12 protein-coding genes and 1 pseudogene are annotated in these 18,381 nt (G+C 46.6%); 4 read left to right on the top strand and 9 right to left on the bottom strand.

The window, feature by feature from the left end; all coding sequences use genetic code 11:
• Positions 1-291 precede the first annotated feature (291 nt).
• Positions 292-2,373 carry an elongation factor G gene (gene fusA, locus PG915_RS13330; protein WP_353496949.1) on the top strand — a complete coding sequence of 694 codons (2,082 nt, stop codon included), beginning with the start codon at positions 292-294 and terminating at the stop codon, positions 2,371-2,373.
• Positions 2,374-2,442: 69 nt separating this feature from the next.
• On the opposite strand, the gene PG915_RS13325 is transcribed toward fusA, so the two are convergent.
• Entirely contained in the window at positions 2,443-3,390 is a 948-nt protein-coding gene (locus tag PG915_RS13325; RefSeq protein ID WP_353496948.1) for a LysR substrate-binding domain-containing protein, read from the bottom strand.
• A gap of 91 nt (positions 3,391-3,481) precedes the next feature.
• Here PG915_RS13325 and PG915_RS13320 point away from each other — a divergent pair, with 91 nt between their 5' ends.
• A complete protein-coding gene (locus tag PG915_RS13320) occupies positions 3,482-3,691 on the top strand; it encodes a DUF1127 domain-containing protein (RefSeq protein ID WP_353496947.1) in 210 nt (69 codons plus the stop codon).
• Positions 3,692-3,733: 42 nt separating this feature from the next.
• On the opposite strand, the gene PG915_RS13315 is transcribed toward PG915_RS13320, so the two are convergent.
• The 3 genes from PG915_RS13315 to chrA form a co-directional block, all read right to left on the bottom strand.
• Entirely contained in the window at positions 3,734-5,422 is a 1,689-nt protein-coding gene (locus PG915_RS13315) for an AMP-binding protein (RefSeq protein WP_353496946.1), read from the bottom strand.
• Between the two features lie 224 nt (positions 5,423-5,646).
• Positions 5,647-6,780 (bottom strand): HD domain-containing phosphohydrolase, encoded by a 1,134-nt coding sequence (locus tag PG915_RS13310; protein ID WP_353496945.1) that lies wholly within the window; start codon positions 6,778-6,780, stop codon positions 5,647-5,649.
• A gap of 223 nt (positions 6,781-7,003) precedes the next feature.
• A complete protein-coding gene (gene chrA, locus PG915_RS13305) occupies positions 7,004-8,170 on the bottom strand; it encodes a chromate efflux transporter (RefSeq protein ID WP_353498727.1) in 1,167 nt (388 codons plus the stop codon).
• Between the two features lie 148 nt (positions 8,171-8,318).
• Here chrA and PG915_RS13300 point away from each other — a divergent pair.
• A pseudogene (locus PG915_RS13300) lies at positions 8,319-9,258 on the top strand (LysR family transcriptional regulator).
• 62 nt (positions 9,259-9,320) lie between these two features.
• Here the strand turns inward: PG915_RS13300 and PG915_RS13295 are convergent.
• On the bottom strand, positions 9,321-10,664 hold the full coding sequence (locus tag PG915_RS13295) for an MATE family efflux transporter (protein ID WP_353496943.1): 1,344 nt from the start codon (positions 10,662-10,664) through the stop codon (positions 9,321-9,323).
• 350 nt (positions 10,665-11,014) lie between these two features.
• Between PG915_RS13295 and PG915_RS13290 the strand changes: the two genes are divergently transcribed.
• Positions 11,015-12,199, top strand: a complete 1,185-nt coding sequence (locus PG915_RS13290) for an NnrS family protein (RefSeq protein WP_353496942.1) — start codon at positions 11,015-11,017, stop codon at positions 12,197-12,199.
• Positions 12,200-12,247: 48 nt separating this feature from the next.
• Here the strand turns inward: PG915_RS13290 and asnB are convergent, their stop codons facing one another.
• From asnB to nagA, 4 genes are all read right to left on the bottom strand, one after another.
• A complete protein-coding gene (gene asnB / locus PG915_RS13285) occupies positions 12,248-13,912 on the bottom strand; it encodes an asparagine synthase B (protein WP_112459620.1) in 1,665 nt (554 codons plus the stop codon).
• Between the two features lie 214 nt (positions 13,913-14,126).
• Positions 14,127-15,707: a cation:proton antiporter family protein gene (locus tag PG915_RS13280; protein ID WP_353496941.1), complete on the bottom strand. Its 1,581-nt coding sequence runs from the start codon at positions 15,705-15,707 to the stop codon at positions 14,127-14,129.
• A gap of 104 nt (positions 15,708-15,811) precedes the next feature.
• Positions 15,812-17,026, bottom strand: a complete 1,215-nt coding sequence (gene nagC / locus PG915_RS13275; protein ID WP_353496940.1) for a DNA-binding transcriptional regulator NagC — start codon at positions 17,024-17,026, stop codon at positions 15,812-15,814.
• A 2-nt stretch (positions 17,027-17,028) separates the two neighbouring features.
• Complete coding sequence (gene nagA, locus PG915_RS13270; RefSeq protein WP_353496939.1) at positions 17,029-18,165, bottom strand: N-acetylglucosamine-6-phosphate deacetylase; 1,137 nt, start codon at positions 18,163-18,165, stop codon at positions 17,029-17,031.
• Between the last annotated feature and the right edge of the window lie 216 nt (positions 18,166-18,381).

Genomic DNA, 18,381 nt, shown 5'->3' with positions numbered 1-18,381 from the left:
GGTGGTTTTTGCTTGAATTCAGGTAGAATACCGCCAACGAAAGTATGATTTTGCGAAATGACATCGAAAAATCACCAAGAGCAGCTAAAATTAACTGCGATCTGGTAACAACTCCCAAACCCGTTGAAGCTTGATGACGTAAGCCTTGAGAGACCATTTCTCCCAAGGTAGCGTGTTATCGAGTCGGGTTCGGATAACTTTTTTTTAATACACATGCACGCAGAGGTATCGGTCTTTACAGATTGTGATATACTCTGCGCGCAATTTATACCTTATAAACAGAGTAAGACAATGGCAGATTTATCAAAGTACAGAAACATTGGTATTTTCGCGCACGTTGATGCGGGTAAAACTACCACCACTGAGCGTATCCTTAAGCTTACTGGTAAAATCCACAAAACTGGTGAAGTACACGACGGTGAGTCTACAACTGACTTCATGGAGCAGGAAGCTGAGCGTGGTATCACAATCCAGTCTGCTGCGGTAACTTGTGAGTGGAACGGCCACCGCCTAAACGTTATCGATACTCCGGGACACGTTGACTTTACAGTTGAAGTATATCGTTCACTTAAAGTACTAGACGGCGGTATCGGTGTATTCTGTGGTTCTGGTGGTGTTGAGCCTCAGTCAGAGACAAACTGGCGCTATGCTAACGAATCAGAAGTATCTCGTCTGATCTTCGTTAACAAACTAGACCGTATGGGTGCAGACTTCTTTAACGTTGTTGACCAAGTTAAGAACGTTCTAGGTGCTAACCCACTAGTAATGACTCTGCCTATCGGTCGTGAAGACGATTTCGTTGGTGTTGTAGACGTACTAAGCCGTAAAGCTTACGTTTGGGATGATTCTGGTCTTCCAGAAAACTACGAAGTTCAAGACGTTCCAGCTGATATGGTTGACGATCTAGAAGCTTACCGTGAAGAGCTAGTTGAGACTGCTGTAGAGCAAGACGACGACCTAATGGAAGCTTACATGGAAGGTGAAGAGCCTTCTATCGAAGACCTTAAGCGTTGTATCCGTAAAGGTACTCGTGACCTAGCGTTCTTCCCAACATTCTGTGGTTCTGCATTTAAGAACAAAGGTGTTCAGCTAATCCTTGACGCTGTTGTAGATTACCTACCAGCTCCAACTGAAGTTGACCCACAACCTCTAACAGATCCAGACACTGGTGAAGCGACTGGTGAAGTTGCTACAGTATCTGTAGATGAGCCACTACGCGCACTAGCATTCAAAATCATGGACGACCGTTTCGGTGCTCTTACGTTCATCCGTATTTACTCAGGCCGCTTGAAGAAGGGTGACACTATCCTTAACTCTGCGACTGGTAAAACAGAGCGTATCGGTCGTATGTGTGAGATGCAGGCTGACGAGCGTAACGAACTTACTGAAGCACAAGCTGGTGACATCATCGCTGTTGTTGGTATGAAGAACGTTCAAACTGGTCACACTCTATGTGATCCTAAGCACGAATGTACTCTAGAAGCTATGATCTTCCCAGAACCAGTAATTTCTATTGCTGTTTCTCCAAAAGACAAAGGTTCTACTGAGAAAATGGGTATTGCGATCGGTAAAATGGTTGCAGAAGATCCATCTTTCCAAGTTGAGACTGATGAAGATTCAGGTGAAACTATCCTTAAAGGTATGGGTGAACTTCACCTAGACATCAAGGTAGACATCCTTAAGCGTACTTACGGCGTTGAGCTAGAAGTAGGTGCACCACAGGTAGCTTACCGTGAAACTATCACTCAACCAGTTGAAGATAGCTACACGCACAAGAAGCAATCTGGTGGTTCTGGTCAGTTCGCGAAAATCGACTACCGTATCAAACCAGGCGAAGCGAACTCTGGCTTCACGTTCTCTTCTTCAGTTGTTGGTGGTAACGTTCCTAAGGAATTCTGGCCAGCAGTTGAGAAAGGCTTCGCGAGCATGATGGACAACGGTGTTCTAGCTGGCTTCCCTACGCTAGACGTAGAAGTTGAGCTATTCGACGGTTCATTCCACGCAGTTGACTCTTCGGCAATCGCTTACGAAATCGCAGCGAAAGGTGCATTCCGTCAGTCTATGCCAAAAGCTGGTGCACAGCTTCTTGAGCCAATCATGCACGTTGACGTGTTCACTCCAGAAGATCACGTTGGTGACGTAATCGGTGACCTTAACCGTCGTCGTGGTATGATCAAAGACCAGCAAGCTGGTACTACTGGTGTTCGTATTAAAGCTAACGTTCCTCTATCAGAAATGTTTGGCTACATCGGTCACCTACGTACTATCACTTCAGGTCGTGGTCAGTTCTCTATGGAGTTCGAACACTACGCACCATGTCCAGCAAACGTTGCTGAAGAAGTTATCGCTAAAGCGAAAGAAGACAACAAGTAATTGGTCTTTAACTTCAGATAGTAAAAACCCGCCATTCGGCGGGTTTTTTTATAGCCTAATTATTAGGTTCTACAGAGAGCTTGGTCTTAGAACGTAGTCGGTATCGATGATGGTGAGGTGCGACATATCACAGCGCTTAAACTCATCCACTTCTTTGCTTAGCCAAGACAAAAAAGTTTGGATTTTAGGGCGATTGAAATGATTTACCGGTGCACATACGTAGTAGGCGAATCGAGGCTTTAATGCGAAATCGCCAATACGAACTAATGTCCCTTCTTTAATGTATCGATAAGCCAGGCTGTGTTTAATCAATCCGACACCTTGCACAGACAGTGCCCCCTCTACCACAAAGTGCGCCCCATTATACTGGAGCGTTCGCGTGCCGATAGGCGCGCCGACATGATTGAGCCATAAACTCCAATCCATATCAGGCCATGTATCTTCAATTAAGTCGGCTTTATGCAGATCATGGATAGTGTGGATTCCATATTGCTGCTGATACAGGGGATGGCAAACGGGATAGATAATATCCTCCATCAAAAGTCGGCTCTCTACATCAGGGTAATGCCCCTCACCATAGCGAATACAGATATCCACTGAATCGTCTTTGAAAGTAACCAGTTTGTTGTTTGGTTCGAGAAGCAGACTAAGTTCTGAATGCTGCTCACGAAAGCTCTGAATTCTAGGCACCAACCAATGCTGCGCAAAAGAGGGAAGGGTGGAGATTGAAAGCCGATTGGGCTCTGCGTCGTTATGAATGCTCTGAACGCCGCGCAGGATATGTTCAAACCCCTGACTCAACTCCTTAAAGAGCGAGTGCCCTTCAGCAGTGAGCATGACTTTTCTGTGCTGTCGATAAAACAGTTCGCAACCAAGCAGCTCTTCTAACTGCCGTATCTGCTGGCTAATCGCCGCTGCCGAGACATAAAGCGTTGCTGCCGCATCTTTAAAGCTGCCAAGCTTGGCTGCTTGATAGAAATAATACAGCCCTTGTAGTGGAGGGAGTTTTTCTTTCACTTAAGTTTTCCTTAACTCAATGACAGGATAGATCGTTTGTCAGTTTTCTCTGTGTGCACAAAAATTATACGAAAAGACGGAGGGAAAACAAATGGACAGAACAATTACGAAGCTCGAATGTACAGAGCTGGAAAACGATGGATTTCAACTGAGAAAGAATATCTTAACTGTACTTAGCGTTTGGTATCGAAATTACAGAACTCGAAAAGCACTTGCAGAGATGTCAGACCGATTGCTTGATGATGTCGGCATTAGCCCCTATGAGGCGAAACAAGAAAGTCATAGACCTTTCTGGAAATAAAATAGGCGACCTTGAGGTCGCCTATTCTTGATTAAAGAGTAGTTACTCTTCCCACACCACCAACTGACCTTTAGGCCAGTTTTGACCCACTTCGTGGTATTTCTGCTCGAGAAGATGACGTTTAATTTTCAAGGTAGGGGTTAGCAAGCCATTTTCAATGCTCCATGGCTCCTTAACCATCAACACACCTTTGATTTGAGCATGGGACTCTAACTCTTGGTTCATACGCTTGATGACGCGCTCTGCGGTTCGTGCGTAGCGCTCACGGTCAAAGTTAGGGAAGTCGTGAGGCACGACCAATAAGATAGGCGCTGGCAGGCCTAGTCCGATCAGACACATCATCTCGACACGACTGTATTCTGCGAGCTTGTTCTCAATCGGTACAGGAGCAACGAACTTACCTTTTGCTGTTTTAAAAGTGTCTTTCTTACGGCCGCGAATGGTTAAATAGCCTTCGCTATCGATAACACCAATATCACCGGTATGCAGCCAACCGTCGCTGTCAAAAGACTCCTGAGTGGCAATGTCATTTTTGTAGTAGCCGGAGAACATACCCTGACTGCGCACCATGATCTCGTCATCGTCGGCAATTTTCAGCTCAATCCCTGGCCCTCCATTACCCACGCTACCAATTTTGTCGGCTCTGAATGGATGATTAATCGTGCTGTAGGCGAACGATTCGGTCATCCCCCAAGCTTCAGTAATGTTAAGGCCGACACTGTGATACCACTCAAGTAGAGCTGGCGATACTGGCGCTGATCCGCAGCCCAACACACGAGCTTGGTCTAAGCCTAGGCCATCGGCGAGCTTCTTCTTAATAAGTGAATTTACAAATGGGATCTTCAGTAAGATGTTGAGCTTTTTCTGTGGCAGCTTGTCTTGGATTCGCTGTTGGAACAAGTTCCACAATCGTGGTACTGAGATAAACAGCGTTGGGCGCTGCATCTTCACATCTTCGATAAAGGTATCGAGAGATTCTGGGAAAGCTGTTGGTACGCCACCGATGACCGACGAGCCGAAGATGTAGACACGTTCTGTAATGTGTGCCAGTGGTAGGTATGAGAATAAGCGGTCGTTGGGCTCAATTCCTATGTGGTCAATCAACCTTTGTACTGACCAGTTGAATGCGCCATAAGTCAGCATCGCCCCTTTTGGAAGACCAGATGTACCAGAGGTATAAACCAAAGACATCAGTTTGTCGTCATAGTGCACTGGACGCTCTTCACTTGGCTGATGATCGGCTACAAGCTGAGTAAAGCTGTGTTGGCAGCTCGGCGCTGTATCGTAAGGCAGTGAAACGGTGATAAGCGAATCCAGTCCACTGATGACTTCACTGGTTGCCGTTGGGTCATCAAGCTTACCGGCAATAAGCGCTTTACTCTCACTGTGTGTTAAGCAGTACTCAATAGTGTCAGGGCCGGCCGTTGGGAAAATAGGTACGCTGACATAATCGCCAAGCATCATAGCTAAATCACAGATGAACCATTCAGCACAGTTTTTCGATATCAGTGCGACTTTATCACCCGGCTGCACCCCAAGTGATCGTAGTGCGCTGACGAGTCTCAGCGCTTTATCAGCAACATCGGCATAAGTAAATTCTACGAACTCACGATTGATGATCTGTTTGAGGTAAACCTCATTCGGTTTTTCATGCGCCCACTTTAGGATCATTTCATTGGGCGGCGGTAGCGTACAGCTAGAAGTAGTCGTTTCGTTATTAGGCTGTATCATTCTTGAACTCCGTTTGCGTGTAGAACGATAGATTTTATAGTTGTAGTTATGTTAATTGATTGTTAACAATACAATACTAGTCACTGTGATTAGGGACTGCAAGAAGGGAGTGACTGATAAATGAGGCCTTTAGCACATAATTTGAGTAAAAACTCAGATCTGTTTACGAGGAGTCACTTCAACATCGAGCGCAAGCTATGAGATCACTTGCGCTTACATGAGCGTTAAACTCTTGGTACGTGAACCGACTGCATCACAAGCCTGACAGCGTCTTGCTGGGCTCGAAGTGCTTGTACACAATTACCATCAAGCTTGCCCATGGCCACCATTTTTTCGAGCTCAAGCAGGGCGTGAGTCAATGACCAAGATTCGCTGTAATAGCGATGACTTGTTAGAGCATCAAAAATGTTAGCAACAGTAACAATGCGAGCTGACACTGGTATGTCAGCGTGGCGCAAACCAAGTGGGGCGCCACTGCCATCTAAATATTCATGATGATATTGAATGATGTCACGTAGCAATTGCACACAGGTGTGTTGCTGCTCATGGATTTGTCGTGCCAAATCATTAACTAGATTTAAACCGTGTTGGATTTGAGCGGTCAGTTGTAAGTGATTCCCCCAATCTTCAAGCCATAGACTTTGCGAAGAGGTGCCAAGCGCTGAGTATTTCCCAATATCATGCAACTGAGCAAACTGCACGATATGATCCAAAGTTTCATCATCCAACTGATAAAGCTGCGCAAGCTCGGTGCCGATAATATGAGCAAACTGACCAACCCGGTAGGCGTGATCTAAGCTCTCATCTTGGTGCTCAAAGTTGGTGCGTCTCACTACATGACCCAAGTCTGTCATCGCGTTGACGCAGCGACGTTGATGAGTAATCACTTCGAGCAGTGGTGTTGAGTGGGCGACGAGTTCTTCTCGGGTCGCGGAGTCAAAGTAGTGCGGTTGAGTGGCATCGTAGAACAGCATGCCAAGAAATTGGCCATCATCGAAAATAGGTTGCGTTAACGATGATTGATAGCCTTGTTCGAGCAACCAATGTGAATGTCTACTAGCACTGGTTACGGTTGATAGGATGTCATTGAGCACCCGCGCTTGTTGGCGAGTAATGCTTTTACCAAGAGAGGACTGACTGTTGATTGGCGCACTGTAATGAAGTAGTGGGCTGCCAAGTTCTGTGCTGTGCGCAAAAGTCTTCAGTGTGCCTCGCACATCGTCGTAACTGGCAAAAGCCAGTCGTACAATTTCAGGAGCTTGATGAGAGATTTTGCGATGGGTGTGTTTAATCGCTTCACCAATAGTATCGGCATTTGAGCTCGTATGCAGAGATTGACCTAGTTTTGTGCTATCCATAACTCACCTCCTGAATATCACCCTTTGTCATGGAGGCATATCGAGTGGTGTGTACTCTGATGGAGCATGCATGTCTTAGGTGAATTGAGTCATTAATTGTCTTTTATTACCATTAACCCTTTTATTGCTAGTATCACAGGGGGCATTCGCCCCCAATAATTAGTGTAGAAATGCTTTTAATAGGTTGCGAGCTATCACAGCAGTAATCCGCTATAACTTTGATTTAGATTAAATTTGCAACACTTGGCGCCATGAATCCGGCAGCAGCAAAGCAGATGACCATCCAAACGATCGGTAACTTGAACTGCTTCATTAATAGTGCTCCTAATAGCACCCAGCAGAGATCGAGCGGTGTGATGACTGCGCTAGTAAACACCGGTTGATACAGAGCGGACAGCAGCAGTCCCACCACAGCAGCATTGACGCCAACCAATGCACCGGATACAGCAGGAATAGCAGCCAGTTGTTGCCAGTTTTTCAGCACGCCAACAAGCAGTAGAAAGCCAGGCACAAAAACGCCAAGGGTAGCAATGATGGCACCGAGCAAAGGCGCTGACGGCATAAGCTCATAACCGATATAGGTAGCAAAGGTAAACATTGGGCCTGGAACGGCTTGAGCAGCAGCATACCCGGTCAAAAAGGCATCTTGCGTAAGCTGATCGCCAACAATATTTTGCAGCAATGGCAGAACCACATGCCCGCCGCCAAACACTAGACTACCCGCTTGATAAAAATCGGAAAATAGCTGTACCGATGATGAGTATGTGCCAACAAGGGGAAGAGTGAGCAGCAACACAAAAAAGCTTGCAAGTGGTAGCCATGAAAATGAGCGGGTGGCAGAGGCTGGCTTGTCTTTGGTGACATTACCATGGGCGAGATAGCGCACGCCAACAGCTGCAGCAATCACGAGTACCAACACTTGGCTTGCGACGCTTTGAAATAGCAGTAGGGCAATGGCGGTACCGATACATAAAGTGACAGTGAGCGGAGATTTACAGAAATTCCTGTACATACCCCATGCAGCATCGGCCACCACGAGTACAGCCAATAATTTCAAACCATGTACGACATTTTGAAAATAGCTGGATTCAGTAAGCTGGCTACTGAGTACCGCTAGAAGCAACATAAGTATCACGGAAGGTAAGGTGAAGCCCAAAAAAGCCATGATGCCCCCACCAAGGCCAGCGCGTTGATACCCCACGGCAAAACCAACCTGACTCGAGCCGGGGCCTGGGAGGAACTGACTCAGAGCAACGATCTGAGCGTACTCTTCATCACGTAGCCAGCCGAGCTTTTCAACGAAGGTGTTGCGAAAATAGCCAATGTGCGCTGCAGGTCCGCCAAAGCTTACCCAGCCAAGGCCGAAAAAGATTTTGAAGATAGCAAACAGTGATGATTGCTCATTGTCATGTGCTTCGTTTTGCGCAGCGGAAGGTTGAGTAGACACAATATAACCCAATTGATAATCAAATTTTCAGTTGGTACTGATAGTAGAGCCTGAGATATAATGATTCAAATCGATAGTTTTGATATCTACTATGAATAAAATGGGACAAGAAAAACTGGACTGGAAACGTATAGATCTCAACTTACTGATTGTATTTTATCGGCTGTATCAGACACGAAGTGTGTCGCTCGCTGCACAAAAATGCTTTGTCAGTCAGTCTGCGATGAGTCATAGCTTGGCAAAACTGCGTGAACTGTGTGGGGACAAGCTATTTGAGCGCAAAGGGCATCAAATGGTGCCCACTGAGAGAGCGAGTGAGCTATTTCCTGCTGTGGAACAAATCCTTAATCTGGTTGAGCATAAGGTGCTACCTAGCAGTGAGTTTGATCCAAATGAGTATCGAGGGGTGTGTAAAATTGGTTTGACCGATTATGCCGAGTTCATTTTTGGACCCGTGATTTACGATGCCATTTTGTCCGATGCGCCTCATTCTCGAGTTAGCTTTGTCAATGTGAACCGAAACAGCTACAAGCAACTTAGTGAGCAGGAGAGCCTAGATATGATCATTGGTAGCATTCCTGAACTTGATGAGCAGTTTGCAAGTCAGAAGTTGTATACCGAGAAGCATGTCTGCATATATGACCAGTCTATGGTAGATATTGAACAGGTCGATATCGAAACTTTCGTCTCTTTACCTCACTGTTTGGTTAGCCCAGAAGGCGCGTTCTCAAGTAATGTGGACAAGCACTTGGATGCCGTTGGGCTCAGTCGCGCAGTCACTGCGGTATCACGCAACTTTCTTACGATTGGTCGGCTTGTCAGTGGGCGAGCGATGTTTGCCATCGTTCCAGAAAAAAATGGCGCAAATCAGTTTGATGCAATCGCACCTTACTGCTGTGCCTCCTCCTGTTCCAGTAGCGGATTTTGATATTTCCCTTATTTGGCCAAAGCAGTCTCAGCTTAACGATAAGGCCAAGTGGCTTAAAGAAGCATTGTATGAATCCATACTGCGTTCGATACGAGAAAAGTAATTTGTAGCTCGAGCCATGATGGCTCGAGCTCTTTATTGATAGGTCTAGGGAGTGCGGAAGGACTAGGTCAGCGCAAAGCGTGTCCAAACCTTTGAGCGCCAGCGACGGATCATCACAATCCCACGCAGCCACTCATCCATACCAATTGCTATCCAGGCGCCAAGTATGCCGTAGCCCCAGTGAATACCGAGTAAGTAGGCAAACATAACGGCAACACCCCACATGCTTAAAATACCCATTTGCACCGGGAACTTGATATCACCTGCACCTTTGAGAGCCGCGATAAAGATCAGGTTAGAGACGCGACCAGACTCAACAAAAATAGAACCACCGATGAGAAGTGCGACTAAAGTAACGATCTCTGGATCTTGAGTGAACAGGTCAATCAGTGGGTAGCGGAAGATAAACAAGCTCACCACAATACTGATCGATGCGGCAAGGCCGACGAGATAGTACTTTTGCACGCGATTGAGAATATCATCAGACCAACCTTTCCCTATGAAGTAGCTGGTTTGGATTTGTCCCGCCTGACCGAGCGCTAAGGCAAAAGCAAACGAGACACGCGTGATGTTCTGTGTGTAAGTGAACGCAGCCAATGACGCGGTACCCATTTGCACCACAAAGTAAACAATCGCCATTTGCGCCATGTTATAAGACAGCACTTCGCCAGCGTTCATAACGCCAATCTTAATGATTTTCTTATAAAGCTGATTTGGAATATCGCGCCATGTGGCAAAGGGTAGCTCGATTTTTTTCGCCCGCACCATACCAATCATCAGCAAAGTACCAATCAGTTGACTCACCACCGTTGCGGTAGCCACACCGCTGACGCCAAAGACAGGCAGTCCAAAAGGCTGATACAGGGCGATGTAGTTACCTGCGATGTTAATCACACCGGCGATCAGGTTGATCATCATAGGTGAGCGAGAATAGCCATGACTGCGAAGAATGGTCGTCAGTACAATACCCAGCGTCACGTTAAAGGTCATTGAACCACTGATGATCAGATAATCGTAACCAAAGTCTGCCACCTGCTCTTCTAGGCCAAACAAGGCAATAAAATGCTCGGCACCTAAAAATAGCGCTAAACTCAATCCAAAACCCACAACAAGTGCCAGCAGAATACTCGCGACACCTGTTTGTGCCGCCTCAGCGAATTTGGAGGCACCATTGTATTGAGCGATCAAGATCCCAGTACCACTGCTGACCATCATTGAGATCACAATGAGGAAGAAGCTGATCTGAGTGATCACACCGACAGCAGAAACCGCTTGATCGGAGTAGCCACTTAGCATGAATACGTCGGTGGTATTCAGGGCTGTGCGCAGCAATACCTCGATAAAAATAGGCCACGTCAGCGCAACGATGTTCATTCTATTACTGAGCGCTGAAGCACGGTTCGACATTGTTTTCACCTAGTATTGTTGGGGTTTTGGTTAAATGGGCGGCAAGTTTACTCTCAATGGCTATAAACACAACACAATAATCACAGCAAAAACTGAGTTTGAAATTATTGTCTGTGAAAAAGCGAATTTTGTTCCATTTGGGGTAAGGCGCACGCCGGCGAGGTTACAATAATGTCGGCGATTGAAGTTAAGTCACATGACACCTTTAGAGTCAAAATGACACAAATACACTCCGTGTCAATAGGACTCTTTTTATGACTAGGTACTTTTTACGTATCTGATAATTATAGTTTTTTTAATTGGTACATTTTGTGCTTTAGTCAACAAGATTGGATTATAGAGTGATTGGTATGATTAACATCGTTGATAAAAAGGCAGAAGAAGCCATTCCTGCGTGGCTGCGTTTAGGGTTTCGTCCTTTTTTCTTATTGGGAAGCATCTACGCGGTATTTGCGGTTGTCGCTTGGGTTGTGATGTTTCAGCATGGTCAGCCGAGCGCATTGGCGGTACCTGCCTTGTGGTGGCATGCTCATGAAATGATTTTTGGTTTTTCGATGGCGATTGTGGTTGGTTTTGTGCTCACTGCCGTGCAGACCTGGACGGGAGTGAACGGCACTAAACATTATCGACTGTTGTTATTGGTGGCACTTTGGACGATAACGAGAGTACTATTTTGGACACCGACGCCTTTGTGGCTAATCTCATCGATTGAATCACTTTTCATTGCATTGGTGGCCTATGAAGTCGGCTTTAGAGTCTATCGAGCTAAAGGTTGGCGTAACCTGTTTTTTGTCCCGCTGTTTATGTTGGCTATTTTTGCTAACTTTGCTAGCTACGCAACGATCAAAGGTATGCCGCCATTTAGCTCAAGCGCAGTATGGCAAGCCATGTTGTGGTGGTTTACTTTATTGCTGTCAATAATGGGCGGCCGAGTGATTCCTTTCTTTGCTGCTCGCCGTTTTCAGTATGACAAGCCTCAGCCTATTGTGTGGTTGGAGTGGGGGGCAACTTTGCCGTTGCTGGCCCTGTTTGTATTGAGCTTTTTCCCCCTCTCTTTTGCGACGTTAGGTCAACCATTGATGCTCGTCGCCGGTGTCACTCAGTTGGCTCGTTGGGCTCGATGGAAACCTTGGTTAACTCTCTCTGAACCGCTAGTGTGGTCATTGATGCTGACGTATCTCTGTTTGCCGTTAAGCTTGTTAAGTCGCGGGTTACTCTCTGACGCGTTTGCGTCTCATGCAATGTTGCATCTATTTGCGGTTGGTGCTCTGGGTGGGGTGGTGCTTGCGATGATAAGCCGAGTGACGATGGGGCACACAGGGCGAGCAATATATAAAGGCCCGAATATGACGATTGCTTTTGTTGCCGTAATTGTAGCGGCGGTGATACGTAGTGCTGGCGTAGCCTTGTGGCCGCAGCATATGTTCATTCTTGTCGATGTGAGTGCGGGTCTCTGGACGCTGGCGTTTGCCATGTATGTTTTCTATTTTGGAAAAATGCTCGTGACGCCAAGGGTAGATGGTCATCCAGGTTAAGTTGTAGACACAAAAAAACCAGCCGAGGCTGGTTTTTGTGTCTAGCGATTAGTAAGCGTCGTTATGAACCGTTTGTACCGCGCGGCCCGATGGGTCGACACAGTTTTGGAACGATTCATCCCATTCAATCGCTTTCGCTGAAGAACAAGCGACAGATGGGCCACCCGGTACACATTTCGCTGCTGACTCTAGCGGGAACAACTCTTCAAAGATTTCACGGTATGCATAACCTTCTTTCGTTGTCGGAGTGTTGTATGGGAAGCGGAATGCCGCGGTTTCCATTTGCTGGTCTGTGATCTTAGCTTCCGCCACTTCTTTTAGCGTATCAATCCAGCTGTAACCAACGCCGTCTGAGAACTGCTCTTTTTGACGCCACGCGATAGACTCTGGTAGGTAATGCTCAAAACACTCACGCAGGATGTGTTTTTCCATTTTACCGTTACCACACATCTTGTCTTCTGGGTTGAGACGCATCGCCACATCGATGAACTCTTTGTCTAGGAATGGCACTCGGCCTTCAACGCCCCAAGCTGCTAGAGATTTGTTAGCACGAGCACAGTCGAACATGTTAAGGGCTAGCAGTTTACGAACGGTCTCTTCGTGGAACTCTTTCGCGTTTGGCGCTTTGTGGAAGTAGAGGTAACCACCGAAGATTTCATCAGCACCTTCGCCAGACAGTACCATCTTGATGCCCATTGCTTTGATCTTACGACCCATTAGGAACATTGGTGTGGATGCGCGGATTGTCGTCACGTCGTATGTTTCGATGTGATAGATAACATCACGGATCGCATCCAAGCCTTCTTGAATGGTGTACGTCATTTCGTGGTGTACGGTGCCGATTTGGTCAGCCACTTCGCGAGCCGCTTTCAAGTCAGGTGCACCTTCTAGACCTACCGCAAATGAGTGAAGCTGAGGCCACCATGCTGCAGATTGCTCATCATCTTCAATACGCATAGCTGCAAAACGTTTAGCCACCGCTGAAGTAATAGAAGAATCTAGACCGCCAGAGAGTAGAACGCCGTAAGGTACGTCAGTCATAAGCTGGCGTTTTACTGCTGCTTCAAGCGCTTCAGTTAGCTCCTCCTTGCTGGTGGTGTTGCCTTGCACTGCTGCATATTCGTTCCAGTCACGAATGTAGTAGCGCTGAGGTTCAGCATCTTTAGAGCCGTAGAAACAACCAGGAGGGAACTCGCTGATGGTCTTACAAACAGGCACTAGGGCTTTCATTTCTGATGCCACGTAGTAGTTGCCGTGTTCATCATAACCTTGGTAGAGCGGGATGATACCAATGTGGTCACGACCTACTAGGTACTCATCTTTCTCTTCATCGTAAAGTACGAATGCAAAGATACCGTTTAGTTCTTCAAGAAGGTCTGCACCCATGTCTTGGTAAAGCGCTAGGATAACTTCACAGTCAGAGTCGGTTTGAAACTCGTACTTACCTTCATAGCGTGCACGAATTTCTTTGTGGTTATAGATTTCACCGTTAACAGCAAGGATGTGTTTTTTATCTTGGCTATACAGAGGTTGCGCACCACTGTTTAGACCAACAATCGCTAGACGCTCATGCGCTAGAATTGCTTTATCTGAGGCATAGATACCGGACCAATCTGGGCCACGGTGACGAAGTTTCTTAGACATTTCAAGAGCCACTGGACGTAGGGCTGCGGCATCGCTTTTAATGTCTAAAATACCAAATACTGAACACATACAACTTCCTTTTAGATGAAATTTAACGCTGTTGAGTTCAATTTGCCATCTGCTCAAAAAAAAGCAACCGTGAGGAATGAAAAATAAAATAAAAGTGGAGTCTTTTTAAAATTCATTCACTAAAAACTGATTTATGGTAAATATTTTCTATCTTGGGCTATTTTTTGGCCAGAAAGGAAAAGTCAGCCACTAAAAAGTGGCTGACTGAAGGCGATTATTTAAGGTTAGGTTGTAGCTGTTCACATACGTGGCGAGCAAAACCGCTGCCGGCTTCGCTGTATATGTTAAATGCAGCGCTTACGCCCATCTCTTCGAGTTCAGCAAGTTGGTCTGGGTAAGCTGCAATCGCAGCAACCTGACCTTTAAACTGTTTGGTTTGCAGCAGTTCAAGCGCCGTTTGGTTCCCTTGGTGGTGGGGCATGGCGAGTAAAACCAGTTTTACATGAGCCGTATCGAGTATGCGCTCCCAAAAGTCAGGGTCGGTGGCATCACCTGCTATGACGTTGCGACCTTCTTGCTGATGCTGCTTAGCCGCCTCTTCTCGCACCTCGACGCCGAGACAGACTTTGCCATAACGCTCGAACAGTTCATCGTAGGCACCACTGCCAATACGACCCATACCTAAAATCAACACTTGAGCTTCACCAGGGTTGATAAATTGATCGCGAGTGTTGATATTCTCAGCGGCTTGCTCTTTGAGCCACTTGGCGCTGCGCAGATAAATGGCGTGACCAACACGATTTAGTGGTGCTGAGATGATAAACGACAGCGATACTGCAATGGCGAGTGCGACTAAAATGTCTCCCGAGATCCAACCAAGCTTGAAAGCCAGGCCGCCAACAATTAGACCAAACTCGCTAAAGTTGAATAGCGTGAGCGTGGTAAGAAGGCAGGTGCGAACGCGAAACTTAAAGGCGTTGATGACAACGAAGTAGAGTATGCCTTTGAGTGGCAATAGTAGTACCAGTAACGCACCAAGTATAAAGCCCTGCATGGTGGGTTCGTCGGCCAAGCCAATGTTTAGGAAGAAGCAAACGAGGAATAGCTCTTTTAAATTAAAGAGAGACTTTGACAGCTCGGAGGCTTTGCGATGCGATGCGAGCAACATGCCAAGGATTAGCGCTCCTAAATCCGCTTTCATCCCAACAAGTTCGAACAGACCGGCTCCCATCACTAGCGCAAAGAAAATACCGCTTAGTACCAGCATTTCGCCGTGGCCGGCTTTATCAAGGAACTTAAACATCAGCGGGCGCAGTAGCGGCAAGCCAAACAGTGCGATGGCATACCATTCTGGGAATTTACCAGTGGAAGCAGTCAAGAAAACCACCGCGAAGATATCTTGCATAACCAAGATACCGATAGCGAGCGTGCCGTAGGTAGCGTTCATTTCGCCTTTTTCCTGCAAGGTTTTGACGGCAAATACGGTACTCGAGAAGGATAGGGCAAAGCCAAGCAGAATGAGTTGGTTGATGTCTAGGCTGGCAAGGCTAGTCACTCCTAGGAACTTAAGCCCCAGCAATAACAGTGCGAACAATAATGTGGACAGTAAGTTATGCACTGTGGCACCTGCCCATATCTCTTTGGACAGTAAGGTCTTAATATCGAGCTTCAGGCCAATGGTAAACAGCAATAGCGTCACACCAAGATCGGCAAGAGTGGTAATAGTGGGGGTCGACTCAAAGCCAAAGTCATGCAAAAGGAAACCAGCGAGCAGGAAGCCCACTAAAGGGGGGAGTTGGCATTTGAGTGCGAGAAAGCCTGCGACGAAGGCGACAGTGATGAGAATTAATTCCATATATTTTTTATTAACTATCCACGATAAAAAAGACCGCACGATTGTGCGGCCTATATTCTACTCGAAATTGTCTTCAGCGTGCTGAGTTATTTCGCAACATTTGTTCAATCTTCAAGGAGTTTTTGTAACAAAACGCCGTTAAGCATAGCTCGCTTGATCATCGCAAAAGCGCCCATCGTTGGTTGCTTATCAATTTCAGACGCCACAATCGGAAGGTCAGTGTGGAAGGTCGTCAGAGATTGGTTTTCAACGTTACGACGAATAGCCGGGAATACAATGTCTTTCGCCATGGTGATGTCACCAGCGATGATCACTTTTTGTGGATTGAACAAGTTAATCGTGATGGCAATGGCTTTACCGAGCTGGTTGCCCACGCGAACCAGGCTTTGTTTCGCCAGTTCGTCACCATTGAGTGCGTGTGAGCAGATATCTTCAATGGTGATGTGCTCTTTGAGCGCCAGTGTTGACTCGTAGCCTTGATCGATCAGTGTGCGCACGCGCTTAACGATAGAAGGATTTGATGCGACTGTTTCAAGACAGCCAAAGTTGCCACATTGACATTGCTCACCGAGCGGATCAATTTGGATGTGCCCAATTTCACCGACGTTGCGGTTATGGCCTAGGAATACTTGACCGTTAACGATAATACCTGCACCGGTACCACGGTGAACACTGACCAGGATTGAATCTTGGCAATCGCGGCTCGCACCAAAGTAATGTTCGGCTAGCGCAAGGCCACGCACATCGTTACCAACAAAACACTCGACTTTGAAATGCTGTTTGACCAGATCGGCGAGCTCAAGTTTATCGATGTCGGTATTCGGTACGTACTCGACCACACCTGTTGTCGGGTTAACCAAACCAGGCAGAGTGACGCCAATAGCAATCAACTGTTCGATTTTAGGGCTGTGCTCTTTTAGGAACTCACGCAGCTCAACAAGTAAGCCTTCGCTTAGCTCGTTTTGATTGGTGTAGTACAGCTCTTTGTGAGAAAACGCGAGCTCTTTGCCACCTAGGTCATACAAAGAAAATGAGATGTAGTCTCGACCTAAGCGAACCGCTACTGAGTGAAATGGCTCCACAGCGGTTGTGAGGGAGATAGCGCGACGGCCGCCGGTTGAAGCTTGCTGAGCGACCTCTTTAATGAGGCCGCGCTCAAGCAGTTGGCGGGTAATTTTGGTAACGCTCGCAGGCGCCAGCTGGCTGACATCTGCAACTTGAATACGCGAAATAGGCCCTTGCTGGTCTATCAAACGGTAAACCGCTGCGCTATTGAGTTGTTTTACTAAATCTACGTTACCTATTTGTCCGCCATTCATGCTTAATTTTGCTCGTATTGTCCGTTAACAACCGTGCCTTGAACATTGAAGTCTCTATCAAATACCGTCAGGTTAGCCACCATGCCGTTTCTGATGCGACCAAGTTTATTGTCGACCCCCATGGCTTTTGCTGGGTAGAGCGTTGCCATGCGAAGAGCTTCGTCCAAAGCGATACCAGCGTGTTCAACTGTATTTTGAACCGCTTCTATCATGGTCAGTGCGCTGCCACCTAGGGTGCCGTTTTCATCTACGCACTTACCATCTTTGTAATATACTTTCTTACCGACAAAAATAAAGTATTCCATGTCAGCACCCGCTGGAGCTGTGGCATCCGTCACTAATACGAGCTTTTCACCCTTCACTTTATGCGCGATGCGAATATTAGCGTAATCCACGTGGAAACCATCAGCAATGATGCCCGCGTATACGTCAGATGAGTCGTAGATTGCACCTACAACACCGGGTTCGCGGCCTGTCATTGGCGTCATCGCATTGAACAGGTGAGTGGCGAATGTGATACCTGCATCAAAACCTTTACGCGCTTCTTCATAAGTGGCGTTGGTGTGACCGATAGAGACAACAATACCTGCGTCACGAAGCTTCTCGATATGCTCTGGAGCATTTTGCTCAGGCGCTAGCGTTACTTTGGCAACCAAATCACGGTGCTCGCAGATCAAATCAATCATCGCTTCATCAGATTGGCGAATGAAGTCCGGGCTGTGGATGCCTTTTTTCGCTACATTTAGGTAAGGACCTTCAAGGTGCAGACCTAGAGAGTGATTTTGGTACTGGTTGTGGTAGTCGCGCGCCGCGGATAGAGCTTGACGCATGTTCTCATCAGAAGATGTGATAAGCGTTGGTAGGAAGCTAGTACAACCAGATTTTAGGTTGGCTCTATGCATGATATGAATGGTTTCTGCTGTGATCTCGTCATTAAACATCACACCACCACATCCGTTGAGCTGTAGGTCAATGAAACCTGGGCTTAGGTTCGCACCGTTAAGGTCGATACGCTCAATAGAGGCAGACAGCTCTGATTCGTGGACGATAGATTGGATGGTGTCGCCATCAATGATCACCGCATGATTGGTCAGAACATCAGTACCTGTGAAGACCTTACCGTTCGTTAATGCATACATAGTTAGTGAATCCTTGTGTTGTATTCTCTCTAGCCCGTTACGACGCAGTGCTTGAATCATATTGATTTATAGCTCTTAGTAACGAAACAAATTTTTAGTCAGCAAGTTGTAAATAGTTAAAGTAATCAAAGTAACTCAATGATTACATGAGAGTTATTATCGTTTTTTAGCGTTTTAATACGGTATAAAACTTGATTTATATCGCAATTTAACTGC

The sequence above is a fragment of the Vibrio sp. CB1-14 genome, assembly GCF_040412085.2.
Taxonomy (GTDB): domain Bacteria; phylum Pseudomonadota; class Gammaproteobacteria; order Enterobacterales; family Vibrionaceae; genus Vibrio; species Vibrio chaetopteri.
The sequence above is the reverse complement of the archived record's forward strand: the minus strand, read 5'-3'. Positions and strand labels throughout refer to the sequence as shown.

Excerpts from the sequence above, each read along its gene's own strand:
- fusA (WP_353496949.1), top strand. The coding sequence starts at position 292 with ATGGCAGATTTATCAAAGTACAGAAACATTGGTATTTTCGCGCACGTT.
- PG915_RS13320 (WP_353496947.1), top strand. The coding sequence starts at position 3,482 with ATGGACAGAACAATTACGAAGCTCGAATGTACAGAGCTGGAAAACGAT.
- PG915_RS13315 (WP_353496946.1), bottom strand. The coding sequence starts at position 5,422 with ATGATACAGCCTAATAACGAAACGACTACTTCTAGCTGTACGCTACCG.
- PG915_RS13310 (WP_353496945.1), bottom strand. The coding sequence starts at position 6,780 with ATGGATAGCACAAAACTAGGTCAATCTCTGCATACGAGCTCAAATGCC.
- PG915_RS13295 (WP_353496943.1), bottom strand. The coding sequence starts at position 10,664 with ATGTCGAACCGTGCTTCAGCGCTCAGTAATAGAATGAACATCGTTGCG.
- PG915_RS13290 (WP_353496942.1), top strand. The coding sequence starts at position 11,015 with ATGATTAACATCGTTGATAAAAAGGCAGAAGAAGCCATTCCTGCGTGG.
- asnB (WP_112459620.1), bottom strand. The coding sequence starts at position 13,912 with ATGTGTTCAGTATTTGGTATTTTAGACATTAAAAGCGATGCCGCAGCC.
- PG915_RS13280 (WP_353496941.1), bottom strand. The coding sequence starts at position 15,707 with ATGGAATTAATTCTCATCACTGTCGCCTTCGTCGCAGGCTTTCTCGCA.
- nagC (WP_353496940.1), bottom strand. The coding sequence starts at position 17,026 with ATGAATGGCGGACAAATAGGTAACGTAGATTTAGTAAAACAACTCAAT.
- nagA (WP_353496939.1), bottom strand. The coding sequence starts at position 18,165 with ATGTATGCATTAACGAACGGTAAGGTCTTCACAGGTACTGATGTTCTG.